Origin of the sequence: Roseibacterium elongatum DSM 19469 (assembly GCF_000590925.1) — a bacterium.
Lineage (GTDB): Bacteria > Pseudomonadota > Alphaproteobacteria > Rhodobacterales > Rhodobacteraceae > Roseibacterium > Roseibacterium elongatum.
In genome coordinates, this window is record NZ_CP004372.1 from 2,731,155 (window position 1) to 2,755,200 (window position 24,046).

17 protein-coding genes and 2 pseudogenes are annotated in these 24,046 nt (G+C 67.6%); 12 read left to right on the forward strand and 7 right to left on the reverse strand.

Translation table 11 applies throughout. The annotated features are described in order from the left end of the window. The first annotated feature begins 14 nt into the window (after positions 1 to 14). From ROSELON_RS13330 to rarD, 4 genes are all read left to right on the forward strand, one after another. Positions 15 to 623: a superoxide dismutase gene (locus tag ROSELON_RS13330; RefSeq protein WP_025312849.1), complete on the forward strand. Its 609-nt coding sequence runs from the start codon at positions 15 to 17 to the stop codon at positions 621 to 623. A gap of 134 nt (positions 624 to 757) precedes the next feature. Further along, complete coding sequence (locus ROSELON_RS13335; RefSeq protein ID WP_025312850.1) at positions 758 to 988, forward strand: hypothetical protein; 231 nt, start codon at positions 758 to 760, stop codon at positions 986 to 988. Next, positions 988 to 1,497, forward strand: coding sequence for a baeRF12 domain-containing protein (locus tag ROSELON_RS13340; protein ID WP_025312851.1), 510 nt, complete (start codon positions 988 to 990; stop codon positions 1,495 to 1,497). The genes ROSELON_RS13335 and ROSELON_RS13340 overlap by 1 nt, the downstream gene beginning before the upstream one ends. Before the next feature lie 71 nt (positions 1,498 to 1,568). Further along, positions 1,569 to 2,486: an EamA family transporter RarD gene (gene rarD, locus ROSELON_RS13345; RefSeq protein WP_051508421.1), complete on the forward strand. Its 918-nt coding sequence runs from the start codon at positions 1,569 to 1,571 to the stop codon at positions 2,484 to 2,486. Here the strand turns inward: rarD and ROSELON_RS13350 are convergent. Then, on the reverse strand, positions 2,461 to 3,018 hold the full coding sequence (locus tag ROSELON_RS13350) for an LOG family protein (protein WP_025312852.1): 558 nt from the start codon (positions 3,016 to 3,018) through the stop codon (positions 2,461 to 2,463). The two genes, rarD and ROSELON_RS13350, sit on opposite strands and share 26 nt — an antisense overlap. Positions 3,019 to 3,762: 744 nt before the next feature. Between ROSELON_RS13350 and ROSELON_RS17590 the strand changes: the two genes are divergently transcribed. Next, the gene (locus tag ROSELON_RS17590) at positions 3,763 to 4,371 is read left to right on the forward strand and encodes a LysM peptidoglycan-binding domain-containing protein (RefSeq protein ID WP_025312853.1); all 609 of its coding nucleotides are present in this window, start codon (positions 3,763 to 3,765) and stop codon (positions 4,369 to 4,371) included. 71 nt (positions 4,372 to 4,442) lie between these two features. Continuing rightward, a pseudogene (locus tag ROSELON_RS13360) lies at positions 4,443 to 6,345 on the forward strand (ABCB family ABC transporter ATP-binding protein/permease). 123 nt (positions 6,346 to 6,468) lie between these two features. Here the strand turns inward: ROSELON_RS13360 and ROSELON_RS13365 are convergent. After that, positions 6,469 to 10,290, reverse strand: a complete 3,822-nt coding sequence (locus tag ROSELON_RS13365) for an efflux RND transporter permease subunit (RefSeq protein ID WP_025312854.1) — start codon at positions 10,288 to 10,290, stop codon at positions 6,469 to 6,471. Continuing rightward, positions 10,287 to 11,546 carry an efflux RND transporter periplasmic adaptor subunit gene (locus ROSELON_RS13370; protein WP_025312855.1) on the reverse strand — a complete coding sequence of 420 codons (1,260 nt, stop codon included), beginning with the start codon at positions 11,544 to 11,546 and terminating at the stop codon, positions 10,287 to 10,289. Before ROSELON_RS13370 ends, ROSELON_RS13365 begins: the two co-directional genes overlap by 4 nt. A 301-nt stretch (positions 11,547 to 11,847) precedes the next feature. On the opposite strand from ROSELON_RS13370, the gene ROSELON_RS13375 reads away from it, so the two are divergent. After that, positions 11,848 to 12,651, forward strand: coding sequence for a hypothetical protein (locus ROSELON_RS13375; protein WP_025312856.1), 804 nt, complete (start codon positions 11,848 to 11,850; stop codon positions 12,649 to 12,651). A gap of 62 nt (positions 12,652 to 12,713) precedes the next feature. Then, complete coding sequence (locus tag ROSELON_RS13380) at positions 12,714 to 14,162, forward strand: PQQ-binding-like beta-propeller repeat protein (protein WP_245605351.1); 1,449 nt, start codon at positions 12,714 to 12,716, stop codon at positions 14,160 to 14,162. Here the strand turns inward: ROSELON_RS13380 and ROSELON_RS13385 are convergent. The 3 genes from ROSELON_RS13385 to ROSELON_RS13395 form a co-directional block, all read right to left on the reverse strand. Continuing rightward, positions 14,093 to 14,725, reverse strand: coding sequence for a YdcF family protein (locus ROSELON_RS13385; RefSeq protein ID WP_198020760.1), 633 nt, complete (start codon positions 14,723 to 14,725; stop codon positions 14,093 to 14,095). The genes ROSELON_RS13380 and ROSELON_RS13385 overlap by 70 nt on opposite strands. A gap of 7 nt (positions 14,726 to 14,732) precedes the next feature. Beyond that, complete coding sequence (gene guaA / locus ROSELON_RS13390) at positions 14,733 to 16,310, reverse strand: glutamine-hydrolyzing GMP synthase (RefSeq protein WP_038650431.1); 1,578 nt, start codon at positions 16,308 to 16,310, stop codon at positions 14,733 to 14,735. A gap of 96 nt (positions 16,311 to 16,406) precedes the next feature. Beyond that, on the reverse strand, positions 16,407 to 17,120 hold the full coding sequence (locus tag ROSELON_RS13395; protein WP_051508422.1) for an outer membrane protein: 714 nt from the start codon (positions 17,118 to 17,120) through the stop codon (positions 16,407 to 16,409). A gap of 287 nt (positions 17,121 to 17,407) precedes the next feature. Between ROSELON_RS13395 and ROSELON_RS13400 the strand changes: the two genes are divergently transcribed. The 4 genes and pseudogenes from ROSELON_RS13400 to ROSELON_RS13415 all read left to right on the forward strand — a co-directional run bounded on the left by ROSELON_RS13400 (position 17,408) and on the right by ROSELON_RS13415 (position 23,108). After that, positions 17,408 to 18,964 (forward strand): trimethylamine methyltransferase family protein, encoded by a 1,557-nt coding sequence (locus ROSELON_RS13400; RefSeq protein WP_025312860.1) that lies wholly within the window; start codon positions 17,408 to 17,410, stop codon positions 18,962 to 18,964. A gap of 475 nt (positions 18,965 to 19,439) precedes the next feature. Beyond that, positions 19,440 to 20,587 (forward strand): annotated as a pseudogene (locus ROSELON_RS13405) (DUF6456 domain-containing protein). Positions 20,588 to 20,723: 136 nt separating this feature from the next. After that, positions 20,724 to 21,674, forward strand: a complete 951-nt coding sequence (lipA, locus tag ROSELON_RS13410) for a lipoyl synthase (RefSeq protein ID WP_025312861.1) — start codon at positions 20,724 to 20,726, stop codon at positions 21,672 to 21,674. A gap of 78 nt (positions 21,675 to 21,752) precedes the next feature. Next, positions 21,753 to 23,108, forward strand: coding sequence for a tetratricopeptide repeat protein (locus tag ROSELON_RS13415; protein ID WP_025312862.1), 1,356 nt, complete (start codon positions 21,753 to 21,755; stop codon positions 23,106 to 23,108). A gap of 7 nt (positions 23,109 to 23,115) precedes the next feature. On the opposite strand, the gene ROSELON_RS13420 is transcribed toward ROSELON_RS13415, so the two are convergent. Then, positions 23,116 to 24,012, reverse strand: a complete 897-nt coding sequence (locus ROSELON_RS13420; RefSeq protein WP_025312863.1) for a cytochrome c — start codon at positions 24,010 to 24,012, stop codon at positions 23,116 to 23,118. Between the last annotated feature and the right edge of the window lie 34 nt (positions 24,013 to 24,046).

The following is a 24,046-nucleotide window of genomic DNA, read 5'->3' on the forward strand; positions in this document are numbered from 1 at the left end:
AACAGGGGGCCCAGATGGCTTTTGAACTTCCCGATCTTCCTTACGCCCATGACGCGCTGGCCGATCTCGGCATGTCGGCCGAGACGCTGGAATACCACCACGACCTGCACCACAAGGCCTATGTCGACAACGGCAACAAGCTGATCGCGGGCACCGAGTGGGAAGGCAAATCGGTCGAAGAGATCATCACCGGCACCTACCAGGCGGGCGCCGTGGCCCAGAACGGCATCTTCAACAACGCTTCGCAGCACTGGAACCACGTCCAGTTCTGGGAAATGATGGGCCCCGGCCAGACCGGCATGCCCGGCGAGCTGGAAGCCGCGATCACCGAAAGCTTCGGCTCGGTCGACAAATTCAAGGACGACTTCGCCGCCGCGGGCGCGGGCCAGTTCGGCTCGGGCTGGTGCTGGCTGGTCAAGGACAGCGACGGCAGTCTCAAGGTCACCAAGACCGAGAACGGCGTGAACCCGCTCTGCTTCGGGCAGACCGCGCTTCTGGGCTGCGATGTGTGGGAACATTCCTACTACATCGATTTCCGCAACAAGCGCCCCGCCTACCTGTCGAACTTCCTCGACAAGCTGGTGAACTGGGAAAACGTGGCCGCGCGCCTCGCCGCGGCCTGATCCGCAACCGACACGCTTGGAAAGGCCCGCTTCGGCGGGCCTTTTTCGTTTCGGTATCGGACTGGCGCGATGGTAGTCTGGAACAAGGCCGGGCGGGCCTGCGTTTTTGCCATGAACGCAAAAAGGAGGACATCATGGCAGAGCGCGCGAAATCAAAGGACGGGCGCAGCGAAACCCGCGAGATCATCGGCGAGGTGGACAAGGCGCCGTCGTTTCAGGGGCGCGATGGCGGGGATCTGACCCGCAAGACCGCGACCAAGGACGAGATGAAACGCGACCATGACGGCCGCTTTGGCGCCACCCGCGCCACCAAATCCGACGAGGACCGCCCCGGCACGGACAATCTCGGCGAAAGGAACAAATGATGGCTGACCCTTCGATGACACCCACCCCCGTCGAGCAGGTGCGCAAGAACCCCTCGCCGCTGACCAACGGCACCTGGGTTCTGGTGGCCGATGGCGAAAAGGCGCTTCTGCTGGAAAACATCGGCGATGCCGATTATCCGCAACTGGAAGTCCGCCGAGAGGACGAACAGGACAACCCCAAGACGGCCGAGCAGGGCACGGACAAGCCGGGGCGCTTCAATGACGGCCCCAATGTCCAGCGCTCCGCGGTCGAGGAAACCGACTGGCATCGCCTCGAGCAGATGCGCTTTGCCGACGATCTGGCCGACATGCTGTACAAACGCGCCCATGCCCACGGGTTCAAACGGCTGATCATCGCCGCCAGCCCGAAAATCCTGGGCGAATTGCGCCACCAGATGCACAAGGAAGTCGCCGACAAGGTCGTGGGCGAGGTCGACAAGACCCTGACCAATCATCCGGTGGACGACATGGCCAGACATATCGCCGAGGCGTTGATCCCGTCCGACTGACCCCAACGCGCCGCGCCGCGGGCGCGCGGCGCCTTGTTGACCGCCCCGACAAAGCGTGAAAAGTCGCGGGCATGCCCGATGCCGCGTCTCCCCCTTCCGCATCGCCTGCGCGCTTTGGTGCCGCGGGCCGCGGGGTGGCGGCGCTGGTGCTGGCCTGCGTCATCTGGGGGCTGTCGCCGCTCTTTTATGAGTTGCTGGCGCACATTCCCCCGCAAGAGGTGCTGGCCCATCGCACGGTCTGGTCGCTGATCGTCTTTGCCGGGGTTCTGGCCCTGCAAAGCCGCCTGCGTGAGGTGCCGCGCGCCCTTGGCGGCCTGCGGCCCGCCCTGGCCGTGGCGGCGGCGGCGGCGATGATCTCGATCAACTGGTTTCTTTTCATATTCGCCATTCAGGCCGGACGCACGGTCGAGGCGTCGCTTGGCTACTACATTTTTCCACTCGTCGCGGTTCTGATCGGCGCGGTCATCCTGCGCGAGGGGCTCTGCCGCGCGCAAATGCTGGCCGTGACGTTGGCCGCCAGCGCGGTGATCGTGCTGACCGTCGGCCTTGGCGCCGCGCCGTGGATATCGCTGACGCTGGCCGTGACCTTCGGCATCTACGGATTGTTGAAACGCATGGTCGCTGCCGGGCCGGTCGTGTCGGTCACGGCCGAGGTGCTGATCCTGCTGCCCATCGCCGTGGCCTATCTGGCCTGGCTGGGGGCCGGGGCGGGGGCCTTTGGTCAGTCCCTAGGTGACAGCCTGCTGTTGATCGCCTCGGGGCCGATGACGGCGACACCGCTCATCCTGTTTTCCTACGCCACCAAACGCGTGGCGATGGCGACCGTGGGTCTGGTGCAATACCTCAATCCGACCCTGCAATTCGCCACTGCGGCCCTGATCCTGGGCGAGGTCGTGACGCCGTGGCACATGATCGCGTTTCCGATCATCTGGGTTGCCCTGGCGATCTATTCCTGGGCGACGCTCAGGCAGGCGCGCGCACCGCGCTGAGCGCATCCATCAGGCCCGCGACATCCGGCACGCTGTGATAGTAGCCCAACAGCGAGGCCTCGGCGAACCCTTCGGCGACGACATGGTCCAAAAGACTGCGCATCGGGTCCCAATAGCCTTCGGTATCCAGCAGGTAGACGGGTTTTTCGTGCAGGCCCAGTTGCCGCCACGTCAAAACCTCGAAAAACTCGTCAAGGCTGCCCGCGCCACCGGGCAGCATCACGATGGCGTCGGAATTCATGAACATGACCTTCTTGCGCTCGTGCATCGTCTCGGTGACGATGAAGCTGGTCAGATCGCGTTTGCCGACCTCGAGGCTGAGCAGATGGGTGGGGATGACGCCGAATGTTTCGCCACCCGCCGCCTGCGCGGCACGGGCCACCGCGCCCATCAGCCCGACATCGCCCGCCCCGTAGACCAGCCGCATGCCGGCCCCGGCAAGGGCATGGCCCAGATCGGTTGCGGCCTGCAGGAACGCCGGACGGCGACCGGCACGCGAGCCACAATAGACACAGACGGAAAAGCTCGACATCGGGCCACCTTGCACTCGGACGGTTTTTCAGCCCTGATACCTGTGAAGCAAGGGCCGCTCAAGCCATTGGGACATGGCCGGGCGACTGGGAGTGGGAAAGGGGCAGGCCGATGAAACTCGGCGCCATTTTCGGCAACAGCACACCCGCCGTCGGCGCGGCCGCCGGCGGCGTGATCGTGGTGGTGGGCGCCGTGGTCGGCTATACGCTGTTGCGCGAGGATCCGGCCCAACCCGGCCCCGAGGCCGCCCCGGAAACGGTCGTGTCCGCCGAGGTGTCCGACAGTCCCGCGCCGATCGCCGACCCCCAGGACCCGCCCCCGCCAGAGGCGGTCGCGAGCGCCCCCACCGCCGCCCCCCAACCTGAGCCCGAGGCCGAGATTCCCGAAGCGCCGATCTATCGGCCGCCCAGTTTCGATCAGGTGCGGGTCGCCCCGGACGGAAACACGGTGATCGCCGGCCGCGCGCCCGCCCGGTCCGAGATCGAGGTCAGGCTGGATGGGGCTGCGGTGTCGGCCACGCGCGCCGACGGCGCCGGCGCCTTCGCCGCCCTGCTGAGCCTGCCGCCCTCGGATCAGCCGCGCATCCTGACGCTGGTTGCGCGCATCGACGGGCAGGAAATTGCGGGCGCGGACCAGGTCATCGTCGCCCCCTTCTCGGCGCCCGAGGCCATCGCGGCCGCCGACCTGCCCGCGGACGCCCCGCCGGCACGCCGAAGTCTCGGACACCCCGGTCGCGCCCGCCAGCGTGCCCCCCACCGCGCCGGCCGAGGCCACGCCGACCGCGCCTGCGGCCCCTGCCGTGGTGATCGCGGGTCCGGATGGGCTTCGCATCAGCCGCGGGGGGCCACAGCCGCCCGATGCGCAGACCGACATCCAGATCGATGCGATCTCTTACGACACCGAAGGCGCGGTGTTCGTTTCGGGGCGGGGGACGCAAGCGGCCGAGCTGCGCGTCTACCTCAACAATCAACCCATCCGCATGGGCGAGATCGGGCCGGGCGGCACTTGGTCGCTGGCGCTGCCCGATGTCGATCCGGGCACCTATACCTTGCGCGTGACGCAGCTTGGACCCGAGGGCGAGGTCGCCTCCGAGACCGAGACGCCCTTTCTGCGCGAAGACCCCGCGCGGGTGGCACAGGCCCCGACCGCAGAGGATGGGGTCTCCGTCATCACCGTTCAGCCGGGATTCACGCTTTGGGGGATTGCCGAGGCGAATTTCGGCGAAGGGCTGGCCTATGTGCAGATCTTCGAGGAAAACCGCGACCAGATCCGCGACCCGCACTGGATCTTTCCCGGCCAGATCTTTCGCCTGCCCGATCTGCCCGGGGCCGAGGACCCGGCTCAGGCGCAGTGAGCGCGCGGGCTTGCTGGCCTTTTCCGTGGCGGGGTCCTAGGGTGCAGCGCCAGCGCTCAGGACCATAGATCATGCCAGCCGACAAACCCGCCCCGTCCGGGGCCTATCCAGCCGCCGCCATCGCAGACACGCCCGCCGCAGACACGCCCGCCGCAAACACGCCGCCCCCCAGCGTCGAGGAGGACGAGCGCCGCTCGGGTCTGCGCACGATCCGCAAGGTCGCGCCGTATCTCTGGCCGCAGGACAAGGCGTGGGTCAAACGCCGCGTCGTGATCGCGCTGGTCATGCTGGCGCTGGCCAAGATCGTGACCGTGGCCACACCGTTCCTCTACAAGGCGGCGGTCGATGTGCTGGCCGGCGAGGCGGGCACGGATGCGGGGATGATGCTGGCGATCGGCGCGGTTGGTCTGACCGTGGCCTATGGGTTCGCGCGCCTCGCCAATGTCGGGTTTCAGCAGCTGCGTGACGCGGTCTTTGCCCGCGTCGCGCAACGCGCGCTGCGGCAACTGGCACTGGAGACGTTTCAACATATCCACGCGCTCAGCCTGCGCTACCACATCACGCGCAAGACGGGCGGCCTGAGCCGGATCATCGAGCGCGGCGTGAAAGGGGTCGAGTTCCTGCTGCGCTTCCTGCTGTTCTCGGTCGGGCCGCTGATCCTGGAACTGCTGTTGACCGGCATCATCCTGGCCGTTGTGTTCGACATCAGCTACCTGCTGGTGCTGGCCGTGACGATCGCCCTTTACATCGCCTTCACCTTCAAGGTGACCGAGTGGCGGGTGAAGATCCGGCGCGAGATGAACCGGCAGGATACCGACGCCAACCAGAAGGCCATCGACAGCCTGCTGAATTTCGAGACGGTCAAGTATTTCGGGGCCGAGCGCCGCGAGGCCGAGCGCTATGATCGCGCCATGGCGGGCTACGAGGATGCCGCCATCCGCACCTCGCTGTCGCTGGCGCTGTTGAATTTCGGCCAGTCTCTGATCATCACGGCGGGGCTGGTGATCGTGATGGTGATGGCGGCCCTGGGGGTGCAGTCGGGCGATCTGACCGTGGGCGATTTCGTCATGGTCAATGCCTACATGATCCAGATCACCATGCCGTTGAACTTTCTCGGCACGGTCTATCGCGAGATTCGCCAGAGCCTGGTCGATATGGGCGAGATGTTCGACCTGCTGGAGCAGCCCACCGAGGTCGCGGATGCGCCCGGGGCGCCCGATCTGGCCGTCACGGGCGGCGAGGTCACCTTCGATGACGTGCGATTTGCCTATGACACCGAACGCGCGATCCTCAAGGGGATCTCGTTTCGCGTCGCGCCGGGCGAGACAGTGGCCCTTGTCGGGCCGTCGGGCTCGGGCAAATCGACGATCGGGCGGTCTTTTGTTCCGCTTTTACGACGTGCGCGGAGGGGCCATCCGCATCGACGGTCAGGACCTGCGCGACATCACCCAGGCCAGCCTGCACGACGCCATCGGCGTGGTGCCGCAGGACACGGTGCTGTTCAACGACACCATTCGCTACAACATCGCCTATGGCCGCCCCGAGGCGGAGGATGCGCAGATCGTCGCCGCCGCGAAGGCCGCCAAGATCCACGAATTCATCCTCGGCCTGCCGGATGGGTATGACACGGTCGTGGGCGAACGCGGTCTGAAACTGTCCGGCGGCGAGAAGCAGCGCGTGGGCATCGCGCGCACGTTGCTGAAGGATCCGCCGATCCTGCTGCTCGACGAGGCGACCAGCGCGCTGGATACCGAAACCGAGCGCGACATCCAGTCGGAGCTGCGCATGATGGGGCAGGGGCGATCCGTCATCACCATCGCGCACCGGCTGTCGACCATCGTCGATGCCGACAGGATCCTGGTGCTGGAGGCGGGCGAGATTGTCGAGCAGGGCACCCATGGCGATCTGCTGGGTGCGGGCGGGCGCTATGCCAGCCTGTGGGCGCGGCAGATGGCGGGCGACGATTTCGACTGAGGGATTGCGCCGGCTTTGCCGCCGCCGGGGCGAGCGCCTCGGGGGGCCTTGAGCCCCCCTCGGCGCTGGTGCCTCCGGCGGGAGTTTTTCAACCAAGATGAAGGGGCAATGTGGTCCCCGGCCTCATTCCGCCGCGCGCAAGGGGGGATGCGGCGGTGTGTTCGGGTCATCGGCATCATCGCTATCGGGCCGGGGCGCGGGGTCGTGCGCCGGCGGCTCGGGAGGGGTAAACCCTGGGTCGGCGGGGTCGGTCGGGACCTCGGGGGCGGGATCGTCGAGGCGGGGCAGGTCGGGCTGTTCGTCCCAGTAGATCATCGGATCGTGGGTGCGCCGTGCCGCGCGGGCCAGCGCCCAATCCTGGGCGCGTTGGCTCATGCGGCGGGCCCCCAGGCGCGCAAGGGCCCGGCCGATCCAGCCCATGATCGTGCCCGACCAGACCCGCAGCGCCAGAAGCGAGGGGGTGAAGACGAGCGTCAGGACCGTGGCGATGCCAAGGCCGAACACCACGGCCGTGGCCAGTTGCTTCCACCACAGCGCGGTGGGGCTGTCGATGGTGTAGCCACCGCCCGCGAAATCGAGCGAGACACCGAACATCATCGGGGCCAGGCCCGCCATCGTGGTGATCGTGGTCAGAAGGACGGGGCGGATGCGGGCCTCGGCCGTGCGGGTGATCGCCTCGAGCCTTGGCATGTAGCGGGCGTATTCCTGGTAGGTGTCGATCAGCACGATATTGTTGTTCACCACGATCCCGGCCAGTGCCACGATCCCGGTGCCGGTCATGATGATCGAGAAGGTCTGATCCATGACCAGCATGCCGATCAGGACGCCCGTGGTGGACAGCACCACGGCCAAAAGCACCAGCACCGAGTTGTAGACCGAGTTGAACTGTGCCAGCAGGATGATGAACATCAGCCCCAGGGCCGCGCCGAAGGCCTGCCCGAGGAAGGCCTGGCTTTCGGCCTGATCCTCCTGATCGCCGGCCCATTCCCATTCGACCGAAGCCGGCAGCGGCGACTCGGCCTCGAGCCATTCGGTGATGCGCTCGATCCGTTCATTGGCGGTCACGGGAACGAGGCTGAGTGTGCCATCCTCGAGACCGGCGGCCACCGTGTCGGCGGTCACACCCGTCTCCATCAGCAGGTGGATCTGCCAGCCCGTGTCGTTGAAGGTGAAATCGGCGCCGCCCGCCACCGTGGGATCGGCGCTGTCACGCAGATAGGCGACGGTCTGCCCCTCGGCGTCGGTGGCGCGCACCATTGCGGCCAGGACATCGGCCTTGACCTCGAAGACGCGAGACTGGTCGACGCGGTTGATTTCGGCCAGTTGCGGGGCCGGGGTGTAGCTGACGAAATTCGACAGGGGCACCAGCCCGTCCATGGTGCGCACGCGCATCGTGTCGAGCGTCGAGAGAACCCGCGCCTCGTCGGGGAAGCGGACGCGAATGTCGATCTCCTCGTCCGAGGAGGGAACGCGCATCGTGTCGAGCAGGATGCCGCGTGTCACAAGCTGCACCATCGCGCCCACGGTCGCCACATCGGCGCCGAACCGGCCTGCGGCCTCGACATCGACATCGATCTGCCAGTCGATGCCGGGCAGGGGCAGCGTGTCCTCGATCAGGGTCAGGCCGGGGCGGGTTTCGAAATGGGCGCGGACGATCCGGGTGGCGGCCTGCAACTCGTCCCAGTTGTCGCCGGACAGGCGCAGGTCGACGGGCTTGCCGCTGGCCGGGCCGTTGGCCTGGCTGAAGATCTCGACCTCGATGCCGGGAATGCGGTCCAGCCGGGTTTGCAGCCTGTCGAGGATCAGGTCGCCATCGGCCCGTTCGCCCCAGGGTTCGAGATCGACCTGCACCTGGCCGATCGTGTCGGCCGGGGCCGAGGCGCCGCCGGTGTTGTTGTTCAGCCCGCCATCGCCGGCAAAAGCAAAGACGTCGCGGATGCCCGGCGTGCCCAGAACCTCGCGTTCGACCAGGCCGACGAGGTGATCCTGTTCATCGACCGACAGGTTGCCGCGGGCGCGCACATAGACGATGGCGTTCTCCGGCTCGGTCTCGACGAAGAACTCGACGCCGTTGTTGTTCTCGCCGAAATAGCTGAAGACCGTGATGACAAAGGCCCCGACCGCCGCGATCATGACCAGCGGCATCACCGGGTTGCCGACGATGGCGTGGATCAGCCAGCCAAAGGGCGAGCGTCGGTAGCCCGCCTGCACCTTGCGCTGGCGGGCGGGCCGCTGGATCGAGCCCAGCACGACGGACATCGTCGCGGACAGCAGGACGAAGGCGATCATGCCGGGCGCCATGGTCATCACTGCGGCCGTGCCCGGGGGGAACCAGGCCTGGCCGTTGATCGTCAGCAGGGCCGCCTGAAACAGCCCGTAGGCCAGCACGATGGCCAGACCCACCCGCAACAGGTAGACCGGAACCAGGCGCTTGAGCGCGGCCGAGCCGCTCTCGACCACGCGCGAGAAGCGTGCCGCGACCCCGCCCAGAACCGGCAGATAGATCAGCGCCACGATCAGCGAGGCCGACAGAACGAAGATCAGCGTGACCGGCAGCATGCCCATGAACTCGCCCGGCACGCCGGGCCAGAACAGCATCGGAAGGAACGCGCAGAGCGTCGTCGCGGTCGAGGACACGACCGGCCAGAACATGCGCTTGGCCGCGTCGGTATAGGCCTGCATCGGGCGGGCGCCGGCCTGCAGCCGCTTGTCGGCGTATTCCACCACCACGATGGCGCCATCGACCAGCATGCCCACGGCCAGGATCAGGCCGAACATCACGATGTTCGACACGGGGATGCCCATGATCCCAAGCAGGATGAAGCAGAGCAGGAACGAGGTCGGGATGGCAAAGCCCACCAGCAGCGCCGAGCGCGTCCCGAGCGAGGCCAGCACCACGATCATCACCAGCGCGATGGCGGTCAGGACCGACCCTTCGAGCTGGCGCACCATGCCGTCGACCTGCACGGATTGATCGAGCGTCGTGTCCACACGCACCGAGTCGCGCAATTCCTGCGGCCAGGTGGCGCGCACCTCTTCGACCGTCTGGCGCACCAGATCGGCGGTATCCATGATGTTGAAGCCCAGCCGCTTGACGACCTGCAATGCGATCGTCGGCTCGCCATTGAAGCGCGCGGTGCCGCTGCGATCCTGATAGGTCAGGCGGATTTCGGCCAGATCGCCCAGGGTCACGACCCTGTCGCCATCCACGCTGATGACCAGGTTGTAGACATCCTCGGCGCTGTCGAAACTGGAGGGGATCTTGACCGAGATCGCGCCGCCCTCGGTCTCGACCTCGCCCGCGGCGATCAACTGGTTGTTGTTGACCACCGCATTGATCAGGTCGCCAGCGGTGACGTCATAGGCCTCCAGCGCGATGGGGTCGATGATGACCTCGAGCATCTCGTCCCGGCTCCCGGCCAGACCGGCCTCGAGCACGGGGGTCAGCGTCTCGAGCGCATCCTGCATGTCCTGGGCCAGGCGGATCAGCGTGCGTTCGGGCGCGTCGCCCGACAGCGCCACGACGATGATCGGAAACTCGGAGAAGTTGATTTCGTTGATCGAATAGCTTTCGGCGCCTTCGGGAAACTGCGCCTCGGCGCGGCCCATGGCGTCGCGCACATCGGCGATGGTCGCGCCCTTGTCCCAGCCGAACTCGAACTCGAGGAACAAACCGGCAAACCCTTCGGCGGCGGTCGCGGTGATCGTGGTCAGCCCGTCGAGATCCTGGAACTCCGACTCCATCGGGCGCACCAGCAGACGCTCGCTGTCCTCGGCCGAGATGCCGCGAAAGGGGACCGAGACGAAGAGCCCAGGAATGTCGATGTCGGGCTCGCCTTCCTTGGGCAGGCCGACATAGGCGGCGGTGCCCACGACCAGCGACAGAACCACAAAGGCCACGACCATGCGCGCACGGCTGGCTGCCCAGTCAATGATGCCCGTCATTGCGTCAACTCCTCGTAGCTGACGCGCACCGCAACGCCTTCGGTCACGAATTCCTGCCCGACGGTGATCACATCGGCCTGCTCCGGCAGGCCGGACAGCCAGACGCCGTTGGCGGTGTCACGGATCATGCGCACGGGTACGAAATCGACCACGCCGTCGACCACGATGCGCACGCCCAGTTCGCCCGCATCGTTCAACGTCATGGCCGAAACGGGCAGCAGATGCGCGGGGGTTCCGGCGGTCTGGATCAGGATATCGGCGGTCTGCCCGTCGCGAATGGCGATGTCGGGGTTGGGCACGGTCACCTCGACACGGAAGGTGCGCGTCCGCTCATCGGCCGACCGGCTGAGGAAGGTGACCTCGCCGCGCACCTCGCGCCCCGAGGCCAACCGCGCCCCGGCCATCGCCCCCGGTGTGATCCGGTCAACATCGGCCTCGGGCACGAAGCCCACGAGCTTCATCGGGTCGAGCTGGATCACCGTGGCGCAGAGGCTGCCGGGCTGCATCAGGCTCCCGAGTTCGGCGGTGTCCGACTCCAGGTAGCCCTCGAACGGCGCGCTGATGCGCAGGTTGGCGATCTCTTCCTCGGCCCCGGCCACGGCGGCCTCGCCCGAACGGATGGTCGACCGCGCCTGCGAGACCCCGGCCTCGGCGGCGGCGATGGCGGCCTCGGCGCTTTCGCGGGCGGCCTCGGCGCTGGCGGCGCGCGTTTCGCTGGCAAAGCCCGATGCGCTGAGGCGTGTGGCGGCATTGGCGTCGATCTCGGCGGCGGCCAGCTGCGCCCGCGCGCCGGCCAGTTGCGCCTCGGCCTCGGGCAGGCGCGCGCGCGCAGTGTCCAGCGCCGCCTGCGCCTCGGCCAACGCCGTCAGGCGCGTGCCGGGATCGATCTCGCACAGCAATTGCCCCGCCTCGACGAAGGCCCCGGCCCGGATCGGGTCGGAAATCACCCGGCCCGAGGTTTCGGCCGCCACGTCGACCTGTCGGATCGCCTCGGTCCGTCCGCGCAGGATGACGGCGTTCTCGGTGGTGCGGGCCTGCGACCGGCGCGCCGTGACATGTACGCGCGTGTCGTCCTCTGCGGCCTCTGCGGCCTCTGCGCCCTCGGCGGCGGCAAGCTCGGCCTCGTCAACCGGCACGGCGGTCGTGGGGGCAGGGGCATAGCGCTGCGCGAACTCGATCAGCGTGGTGCGATCGAGGATGACGAAATACAGGGCAACGCAGACCAGCGCCGCGATCATCAGCGGAAAAGGTTTCATACGGGTTTACACGTCTTTCCCGGCGATTGCCGTCGCGCGCGGCGCAGGCGGGGCCGTTTTGGGGTATGAGTTGCTAGCAATACGCTGAACCAACCCGTTCAGATTAGTTTTTTCTGCGGCGCGGCGCAAGAAAGCCCGCCGTTGCTGACACGCGGCCGTGACACCGCTGTGACACCACGCGTTGCGGGGGCGACCGTGGGTCAGCATGCCGGCCGATGCGCCGGGCCGGGCCGTGGCCCTTGCGGCGCCCCCGCCGACCGCGCTATGGCATCGGCGCAAAGGGTTGAGGGGTGATCGGCACATGGCCAATACCGACAGTTTCATCGACGAGGTGTCAGAAGAGCTGCGCCGCGACCGGCTCTATGCCTTGTTTCGCCGGTGGGCGTGGCTGGCCGTCCTGATCGTCGCCGTGCTGGTGGGCGGGGCGGCATGGCTGGAATGGCAGCGCGCGCAGGACCAGGCCCGCGCCGAGGCGTTCGGCAATGCGCTTCTGGCGGCGCTCGACGGCACCACGCCCGAGGCCCGGATCGCTGCCCTGGGGGCGGTCGAGGCGCCGGGCCCCGAGGGGGCTTTGCTGGTGGGTCTGCTGGCGGCGGGCGAGGCTGTGGCCGCCGACCCCGAGGCCGCGCGCGAGACCGCCGACACCCTGCGCCGCGCGGCCGCAGCGCCCGATGTGCCGCCGATCTACCGCGACCTGGCGATCTACAAGGCGCATCTGCTCAGCCCGCAATCGCCTGCCGAGGCGCGGCTGGAACTGGGCGGTCTTGCCGAGCCGGGCCGTCCCTTCGCCGCGCTCGCCGAAGAGCAACTGGCCCTTCTGGATATCGCCGAGGGCGACATCGAGGCCGGGATCGACCGTTTGCGTGCGCTGGAAAACGCCGCCGCTGCGACACCGGGCTTGCAACAACGGGCCGCACAGTTGATTGTGGCGCTCGAAACCGGGGCGCGCCTTGTCGATACGGCACCCGAGGCGGCCCCGGAGTTGCCACAGGAGACGGCACCCGAGGCCGAAGCGGCGCCCGGCCAGGCCGACCCGGCCGAAGGAGCGCCCACCCAGGGGGCTGACGAGGCAGCCGACGAGGAGGCCACTGCGCCCGAGAACTGAACCGCGTCTGCTGTTACGGCACGCGCGGCCAAAACGGACGGAAGACAGGAAGACCCGACAGAATGATGACCCAAGTCGATGCCGCCCGCCCACGCGCACCGCGCCGTCTGTTCCGCCCCGCCACCTGGGGCCTCGTGCTGGGCGCGGGCCTGATCCTGTCGGCCTGCGGCGATGAAACCATCCTGCCCGGCGAACGCTTCGACACGCGGGTGCCGCTTGCCGAGACCGAACGCGGCGCGGTCGATACCGGGCCCACGGATGCGGCCCGCCCGATCAGCCTGCCGGCCGCGCGTGCGCTGTCGAGCTGGGGGATGCGGGGCTATGATGCGCAGAACCGCACGCCCCACGCCGCCCTTGGCGGCAGTCTGACCGAGGTCTGGACGACCGGGATCGGGCGCGGCAACTCGCGCCGCCTGCGCCTGACGGCGGATCCGGTGGCCGATGCGGGCCGTGTCTTTACCCTCGATGCCCAGGCCGGGCTGCAGGCGACCTCTCTCAGCTCGGGCGAGGCGCTGTGGCGCGTCAGCCTCGAACCCGGTTTCGACCGCGGTGGCAGCATTTCCGGCGGAGGGCTGGCCGTGGCCGGTGGCCGGCTCTTTGCGACCACGGGCTTTGGCGAGCTGGTCGCGCTCGACCCGGCCACGGGCAACGTGATCTGGCGCCAGCGGCTTGAGGCCGGGATCGGCGCGCCCACCGTGTCGGGCGGCACTGTCTATGTCGTCAGCCGCGACAACCGGGCTTGGGCCATCGACGCCGCCACCGGGCGTCTCGATTGGGAGGTGCCCTCGGCCCCGGCCCAGGCCGTTCTGGCCGGCGGGGCTGCCCCGGCGGTGACCGATCGCGTGGTGATCTTCCCCTTCGGCTCGGGCGAGTTGGTGGCCAGCCTGCGCAACAGCGGCGTGCGCCTGTGGTCCACGGCGGTGGCCGGCGGGCGGCTGGGTGTGGCCTATTCCAACATCAACGACATCACCGGCGATCCGGTCGTCCTGGGCGGCACCGTCTATACCGGCAACCAGTCGGGCCGGGTGATCGCGCTGGACGCCGATACCGGGGCGCGGCGCTGGACCGCGATCGAAGGCAGCTATTCGCCGGTTCTGGTGGCGGGCGGCAGCCTGTTCTTCGTCTCGGACCGTAACGAGCTGATCCGCCTCGACGCCGCGAATGGCGCGCGTGTCTGGGGCACCGAATTGCCGCTTTATGTGCGCGAGCGCGAGCGTCGCCGCCGGGCGGTCTTTACCCATTACGGACCGATCCTGGCCGGGGGGCGGCTCTTGGTGGCCTCGGGGGAGTCGGCAACTGCGCCTGTTCTCACCCGAATCCGGTCAGCTGCTGGGGACGGTGCGCTTGCGCGACGGGGCGGCGGCGGCGCCCATCGTCGTCAACGACACGCTGCTGGTCGTCACCGAAGACGGGCGCCTGAGCGCCTATCGCTGAGGCGGGATCAGACCAACCAGCGGTCGCGCGCGGTATCGGAGACGCCGAGCCATCCGCCGATCCGCCACGCGCCATAGCGGGCCAGATTGAACCAGATTGCCATGCTCTCGCGTACGAGTGACCAGGCGCGGGGCGTGTTGTGCAGCCGCGCGGCGGGAACCAGCGCGACATCCCGCTGGCCCATCAGCTGCGCGCTCGCCCAGGATCGCGGCAGGTGATAGGCCTCGGTAACAAGGATCACGCGCGCGCCCCGGGGCAGCATCCGCGACGCGAAAAGGATGTTCTGGAGGGTCGAGGCCGCGCGCGGCTCGATCTGTGCGGCCCCTTCCGGCAGGTCTGCCACCTCGGCCATCGCCGCGGCAACGGTCACCGGCCGGCCACCACCGCTGAAGATGACCACCGGGGCCGCGCCGGCGCGGTACAGCGCGCCGCAGGTCTCGGCCCGAGAACGCGAGCCGTCGTCGGCGGTGGCGTCGTCGTTCAGACCGCTGCCAAGGCAGAGAATGGCATCGCCACGCGGCATCGACCGGTCCATCGGCCACAGAAACGTCCACAGGCAGACAGCCGCCAGCGTCGCCAGCCAGATCAGACCAACTGCGCGCAATCCCCGCCCCACGCGCCGGACACCCGTGCCGCGCATCAGCCGTTCACTCCCACTCGATGGTGCCCGGCGGTTTCGAGGTGATGTCATAGGTCACCCGGTTTATGCCCTTGACCTCGTTGATGATCCGCGTCGCGGTTTCGCCCAGGAAGTCGTGGCTGAACGGGTAGTAGTCGGCGGTCATGCCGTCGACCGAGGTGACCGCCCGCAGGGCGCAGGCATAGTCATAGGTGCGCCCGTCGCCCATCACGCCCACCGTGCGCACGGGCAGGATGGCCACGAAGGCCTGCCAGATCTCGTCATAGAGGCCGTGCTTGCGAATCTGGTCGATATAGATGGCATCCGCCTTGCGCAGGATCTCCAGCTTGTCGCGGGTGATCTCTCCGGGGCAGCGAATGGCAAGGCCGGGGCCTGGAAAGGGGTGACGCCCGATGAACGACGCAGGCAGGCCCAGTTCGTGCCCCAGCGCGCGCACCTCGTCCTTGAACAGCTCCCGCAGCGGCTCGACCAGGCGCAACCCCATCTTCTCGGGCAGGCCGCCGACATTGTGATGCGACTTGATCGTGACGGACGGGCCACCGCTGAACGACACCGATTCAATGACATCGGGGTAGAGCGTCCCCTGCGCGAGGAACTCGGCGCCTTCGATCTGGTCGGCGTATTTCTGGAACACGTCGATGAACAGCTTGCCGATGGTCTTGCGCTTTGTTTCCGGGTCGGAAACGCCCTCGAGCGCGCCGAGGAACAACTCGGCTTCATCGGCGTGGATCAGCGGAATGTTGTAGTGATCGCGGAACATGCTGACCACTTCCTCGGCCTCGTTCTGCCGCAACAGGCCGTGATCGACGAAAACACAGGTCAGCTGGTCGCCGATCGCCTCGTGGATCAGCACCGCCGCCACGGAGGAATCCACGCCCCCCGACAGGCCGCAGATGACCTGGGCATCGCCCACCTGTTCGCGGATCAGGCGGATCGCCTCGTCGCGATAGGCGGCCATGGTCCAGTCGCCCTTGAACCCGGCCAGCCGGATGAAGTTCTCATAGAGCGTGCGGCCGTTCGGGGTGTGGTGCACCTCGGGGTGGAACTGCACGGCGAAGAAATTGCGCGCCAGATCGGCGGTGATGGCAAAGGGCGCACCCGGCGAGGTGGCGATCACCTCGAAGCCGGGGGCAAGGCGGCTGACATGGTCGCCATGGCTCATCCAGACCTGTTCGCGCCCTTCGAGGAACCATCCGGTCAGCAGGTCGATGCGCTTGTCCGCGGGTTCCACATAGGCGCGCCCGAATTCCGCCGTGCCCTCGCCGCGCAGCACCTCGCCGCCCAGCATCTGCATCATCACCTGCTGGCCGTAGCAGATGCCCAGGATCGGCACGCCCAGATCGAACACCTTTGCGGGCGGGCGGGGCGCGCCTTCGTCGATCACGCTGGCGGGACCACCGGACAGGATCACGGCCTTGGGCGCGAAATCGTCGAGAAAGGCGTCGGTGACGGATTGGAACGGGTGGATCTCGCAATAGACGTTCAACTCGCGCAGGCGGCGGGCGATCAGTTGCGTGACCTGGCTGCCGAAATCGATGATCAGCAGGCGTTCGTGATGGCGGGCGGGGTCAACGATGTCACTCATGGCCTGCCTCTATGCGACGTGGCGGGGTTGGACAAGATGGCGCAAACGGAACGGGCCCCGAAAGGGGCCCGCTCGGTCTTGGGGTTGTCGGATCGTTCAGAACTGGAACAGGACGCCGATTTCGACCGCAGTGAAGTTGAAATCGACTTCGGCAACATCACCACCCGCAACAGCGTATTCTTCTTCGCCGAAGGAATAGTGATTGATCCCGCCGCGCACACGCATGGATTCGCTCACGGCATATTCCATGCCAAGCCCGATGGTGAAGCCCGTCACCGTCTCTTCGCTCCCGCCCGTGATGGGGCCAGGTGTCGAAACATCGACATTTGCCGCCGCAAGGCCAAGTGTGCCGTAGACCATCATTCGATCGCTGGCGAGGTAGCCAAGCCTACCGCTGAGAGCGGCCATTGCGTCGATCGCAATGTCGCAATCAAAAGTCGTGTTCGGGCACTCCTCCGAACCGTCGATGTCAACCGCCGAGAGGGCAAGCTCGCCACCATAAACGAGGTTGCCGCTTTGCATGCTGTAGCCAATGATTCCGCTGATCATGTGCCCTTCGAGGTCACCCTCACCATCGGCCGGAAATCCAAGACCAGGCACTGCACTCGGCGGCACGAATTCCCCTTCGTAGATGCCATGAGCAAAGCTGAGGCTGCCACCGACGTATACCCCCGTCCAGTCATAGACGGGCTCGGGGATGATGGTGACCGGCGGCGGCGGGGTTTCGACGACGCCACCGGCGAAGGAGGCCGAGGTTGCCGCGACAAGGGCAACAGCGGAAGCGGAAAGGAGTTTGGTTACACGCTGCATTATTTCCCCCAATGCACTAGGTGTTTCGTTTGACCTGATATTAACAAACCACTGGCGGTTGTGCTGCAATTGTTGACAGGTTGCAAAGATTTTCGGGGCATGCGTGCCCTTGCGGCAACATGTCTTGTAAGCGCCCGGAATCGGCCCGAAAATCGGTGCCCCGCGGGGCCTTCACGCCATTGGGCATGTCGCTTTCCCGCCGGAATTGCCGCAATCCGCCCGTGCATGTTGGGCCGAACGGGCTAAAACGCGGCGAAACGGGGCTTTGCAGGCGGGAGGGATTCGGTATGACCGAAGCCGAGGCAAAAGGGGCGCGCCGACGCGCGCGCGGCGCGGGTGGCGGCGCGGCCAGACGCGCCGCGCGCTCGGCTGTCAGCTTCGAGACCGCGCGCTTCATCGAGCGCAACATCCCCAATCTCGAGATGCTGTCGCAAGAGGCCCTGGAGATCATCGAGGAGAACGCCGAAACGATCCTCGAAGAGATCGGCGTCGCCTTCGTCGAGAACCCCGCCGCGCTGGAGCGCTGGAAACAGGCCGGGGCCGATGTCACAGGCGAGCGTGTACGGATCCCGCGCGGGCTGGCCCGGCAGCTTTGCGCCACGGCCCCCGCGCGCTTTACCCAGATCGCCCGCAACCGCGCCCGCGATGTCGAGATCGGCGGCGGCAGCCTTGTTCTGGCCCCGGTCTATGGCCCGCCCTTCGTGCGCGACTACCAGGACGGGCGGCGTTACGCGACGATGGCCGATTTCGAAAAGCTGGTGAAGCTGGGCTACATGTCCGAATGGCTCCACCACTCGGGCGGCACCGTGTGCGAGCCGACCGACGTGCCGGTCAACAAGCGCCATTTCGACATGCTCTATGCCCATATGAGCCTGTCGGACAAACCTTTCATGGGATCCGTCACCGACCCGTCGCGCGCACGCGACTCGATCGAGATGGCGAAGATCCTGTTCGGCGACGCGGTGGTGGACGCGCATTGCGTGATGACCTCGCTCATCAACATCAACTCGCCGCTGACCTTCGACGCGACGATGATGGGCGCGCTGGAACACTACGCCGCCGCCGGGCAGGCCTGCATCATCTCGCCCTTCATCGTCGGCGGGGCGATGGCGCCGGTCTCGGTCATGGGGACGCTGACGCAGGTTCTGGCCGAGGTTCTGGCCGGCGTCGCCTATTCCCAGCTGATCCGCCCCGGCGCGCCGGTGATCATGGGGGCCTTCGTCACCTCGATCGACATGAATTCGGGGGCGCCCACCTTTGGCACGCCCGAGGCCGCGCAGATCACCAATGGCGCAGGCCAACTGGCCCGGCGTCTTGGCCTGCCGTATCGGTCGGGCGGGGGCTTCACCGGCTCGAAACTGCCCGATGCGCAGGCGGCTTATGAAAGCGCGAACACGCTGAACAACGCGCTGGTGTCGGGCGTGAACTTCATGCTGCACGCCTGCGGCTGGCTGGAGGGCGGCCTGGTGTCGAGCCCCGAGAAATTCGTCATGGATGCCGACCAACTGGGCGCGCTGCACAAACTGGCCGCGGGCATCCCGACAGACGAGAACGCGCAGGCGATGGATGCGATCCGCGAAGTCGGGCCGGGCGGCCATTACCTTGGCTGCGCGCATACCCAGGCCAATTACCAGACGGCGTTCTGGCGCACGAAACTGCTCGATTACAAACCCTTCGAGACCTGGGCCGAAGAGGGCGAGCGCAGCACCTACGAGCTGGCCACGCAGCGTGTGGCCAAGATGCTGGGCGATTACCAGCAGCCCGCGCTGGACCCCGCGGTGGACGAGGCGCTGAAGGATTACATCGCCCGGCGCAAGGCCGAGATGCCCGACGCCTTCATCTGAGGCATCGGGCGCGCCGGCATGGCTCATGCCGAGCGGGCGGCGGACAACAGCGCGCTCATCACCTGCACATGGCGGCGGGGCGAATAGCCCAGGCCCACCCCCCAGCCGCGCGGCATTCAGCGTCGCCTCTTCATCGAGCAGCGCCGGCACGGGCCGGCGCGCCGCGCGCCGATGGGCGCACCCCGATTGCGCGGCCAGGCTGGCGGCCTGAACCAGCAGGCCGGGACGGCGCATCGAGGCGAGGTGATTGGCAAGATCGGTCATGGAACCCTCCGGGCTGAGTCGCATCAAGGATGGGCCGAGCATGCGGCCTCGGGCCGGGGTGTTGCGCGATGCCGGTGCGGACCGTGCGCAATCCGCCATTTGTTTACGAAATCGAAACAAATTTCGGGGTATCCACAGATTTTAACCAAACAGTAATCAATCCAAAGAAATCCTGACGCTTGTCATTCGGACAAAGGACGAGGTGGGACAGATGGATTTTGCGTCTGCACAGGACAAAGCGCTTTCCGGCATTGATGTGCCGGACTGGGTGCCTGTCGCGGCCTACCAGTACCTCGTTCATGTCGCCGGGGGGCAATCGCTCCGCCGGATCGCCGAAAGCTTCGGCCATGCGCCCTCGACCGTGTGTCGGCGGGTGCGCCGGATCGAGGCACGGCGCGATGATCCATTGCTGGACGAGGCGCTGGACGCCCTCGCCACAGAGGCATCTGCCCGCGGGCAGTCAGACAAGGAAGAACAGGAGCATTTGCGCATGGCAGCCCATTTCAAAAGCCCCGTCGTCACCGACGAGGCGACCATCATCCGAGAAGCGCGGCGCATTCTGCGGCGGCTTTGCGAAACCGGGGCTGTGCTGGCCGTGGCCCAGGACATGGACAAGGCCGTCGTGCGCGTACGGGCGAGGGGGGCGAACAGACCCGCACCGCCGTGGTCGACCGGCGCGTCGCGCAGGCCTTTGCCGTAAAGGACTGGATCGCCTGCCTCAAGACCGGCCGAATCGCCCGCTACGAGATCACGCGCGCCGGCAAATCGGCACTGAAGCGGATGATCGACGACGACCGCCGTCGCCGCCACGCCGCCCAGGGCTTTGCCGAGGCGCCATCGCGCTTTGCCGCGCAACACAGCCAGTTCGCCTCGGTGCCGGTCACCGACGAGGCGGGGCAACGCCGCCCCATGCGGGTGAATATCGCCGAGTCGCCCCTGGCGGGGCTGGCGCGGCGCAAGGGGCCGGACGGTCAGCCCTTTCTCGGACCCGATCTGGTGCAGGCCGGCGAGCGCCTGCGCGAGGATTTCGAGCGCGCCCAGATGGGCCCGCGCGTCGGCCAGAACTGGGACAGGTTCCTGACCGCCGGGGCCGATCGCGGCGGCTTTCTGGGCGACAGCGGCATTGGCGAGGGGCCGCGCGCCGCGCGTCAACGCGTGTCGGATGCGCTCGATGACCTCGGGCCGGGCCTGGCCGATGTGGTGATGCGCGTGTGCTGTTTCTGCGAAGGGATGGAACAGGCCGAGAAACGCCTGGGCTGGTCGGCGCGCTCGGGCAAGATCGTGCTCAAGATCGGCCTGCAACGCCTGCTGCGGCATTACGAGGCCCGCCACGGCTTTGTGCCCGCTCTGCGCAACTGAGGGCCTGGCGGGGGCGCAGGGTCGGGTTTCGCGATCCGCGCAACCCGGCTGTGCGCCCATGCCCCGTTACAATTGCCGCGAAACGCGTTAGATAGCGCTGCAAAGGCGGGCCCGCCGGCCCGCGCGGAGGAGAGTTATGCGCGATCTCAAGATCCCCGACCAGCGCCACCCCGAAAAGGCGCATCGCCCCGACAACGCCCAGCCCAAGAAACCGTCCTGGATCCGGGTCAAGGCCCCCACGGGCGAGGGCTACCGCGAGACACACCGCATCATGCGCGAGCACAAGCTGGTCACCGTCTGCGAAGAGGCGGGCTGCCCCAATGCCGGCGAATGCTGGAGCCAGGGCCACGCCACCATGATGATCATGGGCGATATCTGCACGCGCGGCTGTTCCTTCTGCAACATCGCGACGGGCCGGCCCGACGCGCTGGATGTGTTCGAACCGGGCCGCGTGGCCGATGCGGTCAAGAAGCTGGGCCTGAACCATGTCGTGGTGACCTCGGTCGACCGTGACGATCTGGAGGATGGCGGCGCCGAGCATTTCGCGATGACGATCCGCGCCATCCGCAAGCAGGCGCCGGGCACGACCATCGAGATCCTGACACCGGACTTTCTGAAATGCGGGCCCGACGCGCTGGAAACGGTGGTGGCGGCGAAGCCGGATGTGTTCAACCACAACCTGGAAACCGTGCCGGGGCTCTATCCCTCGGTGCGGCCGGGCGCGCGCTATTTCCATTCCCTGCGCCTGCTGCAGCGGGTCAAGGAGCTGGATCCGTCGATGTTCACCAAGTCGGGCATCATGGTGGGCTTGGGCGAAGATCGCCAATCGGTCCTGCAGGTGATGGACGACATGCGCAGCGCGGATGTCGATTTCCTGACCATCGGGCAGTACCTGCAACCCACGCCCAAGCATCACGCGGTGGACCGTTTCGTGCATCCCGACGAGTTCGCCGCCTACGAAAAGGCCGCCTATGGCAAGGGGTTCCTGATGGTCTCGGCCACGCCGCTGACGCGGTCGAGCTACCATGCCGGCGACGATTTCGCCCGCCTGCGCGAGAACCGCATGACGCGCCTCGGCCTAGTCTGAGCGGGGCGCGCGCCGGGCAAGACGGTCAAGCCGGGCAAGCTTCTTTCCCGGTCGGGATCGTGCCGCTAGGGTGGTGGCATGATCCGGCCCGTTCTTTCCGCAATCGTGATATCGGCGACACTGGCGCTGCCTGCCGACGGGCAGAGCCTCGAGGACGCGCGCGCCGCGATCATCCGCGGCGATGCCGAGGCGGCGCAGGCGCTGCTGTCGGACCTGATGGCGACGGGGGCACCCGAGGCGCTGGCACTGGCCGGGATCATGCTGCGCGACGGGCTGGGGGGCGAAGCCGACCTGGCGGGCGCCATGGCCTTGTTCGAAACCTCGTCCGAGGCCGGGTCGGTCACGGCGCTGGTGGCCTTGGGCCAGATCTACCACCACGGCGCGCCTGGCGTGCCGGCCGATCCGCTGGCCGCGCAACGGCGCTATGAGGCCGCGATCGAGGCGGGCAGCGTCACCGCCCAGGCCAATCTTGCGGCGCTGATCGCCACGGGCGTCTTCGGTCCGCCCGACTGGGCGGCGTTGCGCAGGCTGGTTCAGGCCGCGATCGACGGCGGCAGCCGGACCGCCGAATTGCAGATGGCGGCGATGATGGCGCAGGGTCTTGGCGGCCCGCCCGAGCCGTTTCGCGCCCGCACCCTGACCGAGGACCTGGTGGCGCGATCGGTGCCCGGCGCCGCGCGCCTGCTGGCTCATATGATGGCGCAGGGCGTGGGCGGTCCGGTCGACGCCGAGGCCGCGCGCGCCCTGCTGCAAGACGCCATCGACGCGGGCGAGGGGGCCGCCGCGACCGATCTGGCGATGATGATGCAGGACACCGACCCCGACGCCGCCTTGCGCTGGTTCGCCCGTGCCGCCGAGATGGGCGATGGCTGGGCCGCGCTGCGTCTGGGGCAGCTTTTGTCGGATGGCCTGGCCGAGCCCCGGGACGACCTCGAACAGGCGCTGGACCTGTTTCGCCAGGCGCAACATTTCGGTCGGCCCGAGGGCAGCTACGCGCTGGCCATTCATCTGTGGGACGGGTTGGGCACCGACCCCGATCCGGTCGCCGCGCGGGCGGCGATGCAGCAGGCCGCTCAATGGGGGCATGCGGCGGCGCTGAACGATCTGGGCGTGATGCTGGAAACCGGCGTCGGCGGTCCGGTCGATCTGGTCGCGGCGCGGGATGCGTATCGGCGCAGCGCCGATGGGGGCTATGGTTTGGGCGCGTGGAACCTGGCCGATCTGCTGCTCAGCGCCACGACCCTGCCGGCGGACCCGGTCGAAGGCTATGCCTGGTGCCTGTGGGCCGTGGCCGCCGAACCCGACCCGACGCTGCAGGCCCGCCACCGCGCCAGTTGCGACGGCCATGCCCAGTTCCTGACCGAGGCCGTGATCCGCGCCGCCGAGGCCCGATTTGCCGAGTTGCCCGACCCGCAGGGGCCGAGGGGCTTTTGACCCGGCCCTAGTCGGCGGCGGGCGGCACCGCGTCGAGATAGGCGGCAATGGCCGCGCGGTCGGCCCCGGTCAGGTTGGCGAGGTTCAGGATCACGCTGCGCATATGCCCGCCGGCGCTGTCGAACTCGGGCGTGAAGCCGTCGTTGAGATAGGCCGCGATCTCGTCTTGCGACCATGTCAGGTCATCCGGCGTCAGTGACGGAATGCGGCCCGACCCGGTCGGGTTCGGCGCGCCGGCCAGCCACCGCGCGCGGTCGGGGCCGCCAAGCGCATCGCGCGGGGTGTGGCATTCGCCGCAATGGGCCAGCGCCTCGGCCAGATAGCGCCCGCGGTGTTGCGCCTCGCTCAGCCCCGCGTCGGCGACGGCGAATTCGTCGGACAGGTAGAGCAGGTTCCACGCCCCGACGGCGCGGCGGATGGAGAACGGGAATCCGACCTCGTGCGCGGGCGAGGGCGCGTCCGAGGCGGGCAGGGTTTGCAGGAAGGCGAAAAGGTCGGCCATGTCCCGACGCGTGGCCAGCCTGTAGGCGGGATAGGGAAAGGCCGGGTAATAATGCCGCCCCTCAGGGCTGATGCCGTTCTGCATGGCCGTGACGAACTGGGCCAGGGTCCAGGCGCCGATCCCCTGCGTGGGATCGGGCGAGATATTGGGCGGGTAGAAGGTTCCGAAATCGCTGACCAGCCCCGCGCCGCCCGACAGGACCAGACGGGCGTCGCCCTCGGCCTCTTCGGGGGCATGGCACGAGGCGCAGCCCCCCGCCCAAAAGATCGCCGCGCCCGCCTGCGCGTCGCCGCTCAGGCCCGCAAGCTCGGCCTCGGGGACAAGCTGCGGGCGCGTCACCAACCAGAAGGCGGCCAGAGCGCCAAGCCCGAGCGCGACAAGCCCCCCAAGAAACCGGACCATGCGTCACCTCTTGCCAGCGTCAAAGTTCAGAAAG

Excerpts from the sequence above, each read along its gene's own strand:
- guaA (WP_038650431.1), bottom strand. The coding sequence starts at position 16,310 with ATGAGTGACATCGTTGACCCCGCCCGCCATCACGAACGCCTGCTGATC.
- ROSELON_RS13385 (WP_198020760.1), bottom strand. The coding sequence starts at position 14,725 with ATGCGCGGCACGGGTGTCCGGCGCGTGGGGCGGGGATTGCGCGCAGTT.
- ROSELON_RS13335 (WP_025312850.1), top strand. The coding sequence starts at position 758 with ATGGCAGAGCGCGCGAAATCAAAGGACGGGCGCAGCGAAACCCGCGAG.
- ROSELON_RS13365 (WP_025312854.1), bottom strand. The coding sequence starts at position 10,290 with ATGACGGGCATCATTGACTGGGCAGCCAGCCGTGCGCGCATGGTCGTG.
- ROSELON_RS13420 (WP_025312863.1), bottom strand. The coding sequence starts at position 24,012 with ATGGTCCGGTTTCTTGGGGGGCTTGTCGCGCTCGGGCTTGGCGCTCTG.
- rarD (WP_051508421.1), top strand. The coding sequence starts at position 1,569 with ATGCCCGATGCCGCGTCTCCCCCTTCCGCATCGCCTGCGCGCTTTGGT.
- ROSELON_RS13350 (WP_025312852.1), bottom strand. The coding sequence starts at position 3,018 with ATGTCGAGCTTTTCCGTCTGTGTCTATTGTGGCTCGCGTGCCGGTCGC.
- lipA (WP_025312861.1), top strand. The coding sequence starts at position 20,724 with ATGCGCGATCTCAAGATCCCCGACCAGCGCCACCCCGAAAAGGCGCAT.
- ROSELON_RS13395 (WP_051508422.1), bottom strand. The coding sequence starts at position 17,120 with ATGCAGCGTGTAACCAAACTCCTTTCCGCTTCCGCTGTTGCCCTTGTC.
- ROSELON_RS13370 (WP_025312855.1), bottom strand. The coding sequence starts at position 11,546 with ATGAAACCTTTTCCGCTGATGATCGCGGCGCTGGTCTGCGTTGCCCTG.
- ROSELON_RS13415 (WP_025312862.1), top strand. The coding sequence starts at position 21,753 with ATGATCCGGCCCGTTCTTTCCGCAATCGTGATATCGGCGACACTGGCG.
- ROSELON_RS13380 (WP_245605351.1), top strand. The coding sequence starts at position 12,714 with ATGATGACCCAAGTCGATGCCGCCCGCCCACGCGCACCGCGCCGTCTG.
- ROSELON_RS13330 (WP_025312849.1), top strand. The coding sequence starts at position 15 with ATGGCTTTTGAACTTCCCGATCTTCCTTACGCCCATGACGCGCTGGCC.
- ROSELON_RS13375 (WP_025312856.1), top strand. The coding sequence starts at position 11,848 with ATGGCCAATACCGACAGTTTCATCGACGAGGTGTCAGAAGAGCTGCGC.
- ROSELON_RS13400 (WP_025312860.1), top strand. The coding sequence starts at position 17,408 with ATGACCGAAGCCGAGGCAAAAGGGGCGCGCCGACGCGCGCGCGGCGCG.
- ROSELON_RS13340 (WP_025312851.1), top strand. The coding sequence starts at position 988 with ATGGCTGACCCTTCGATGACACCCACCCCCGTCGAGCAGGTGCGCAAG.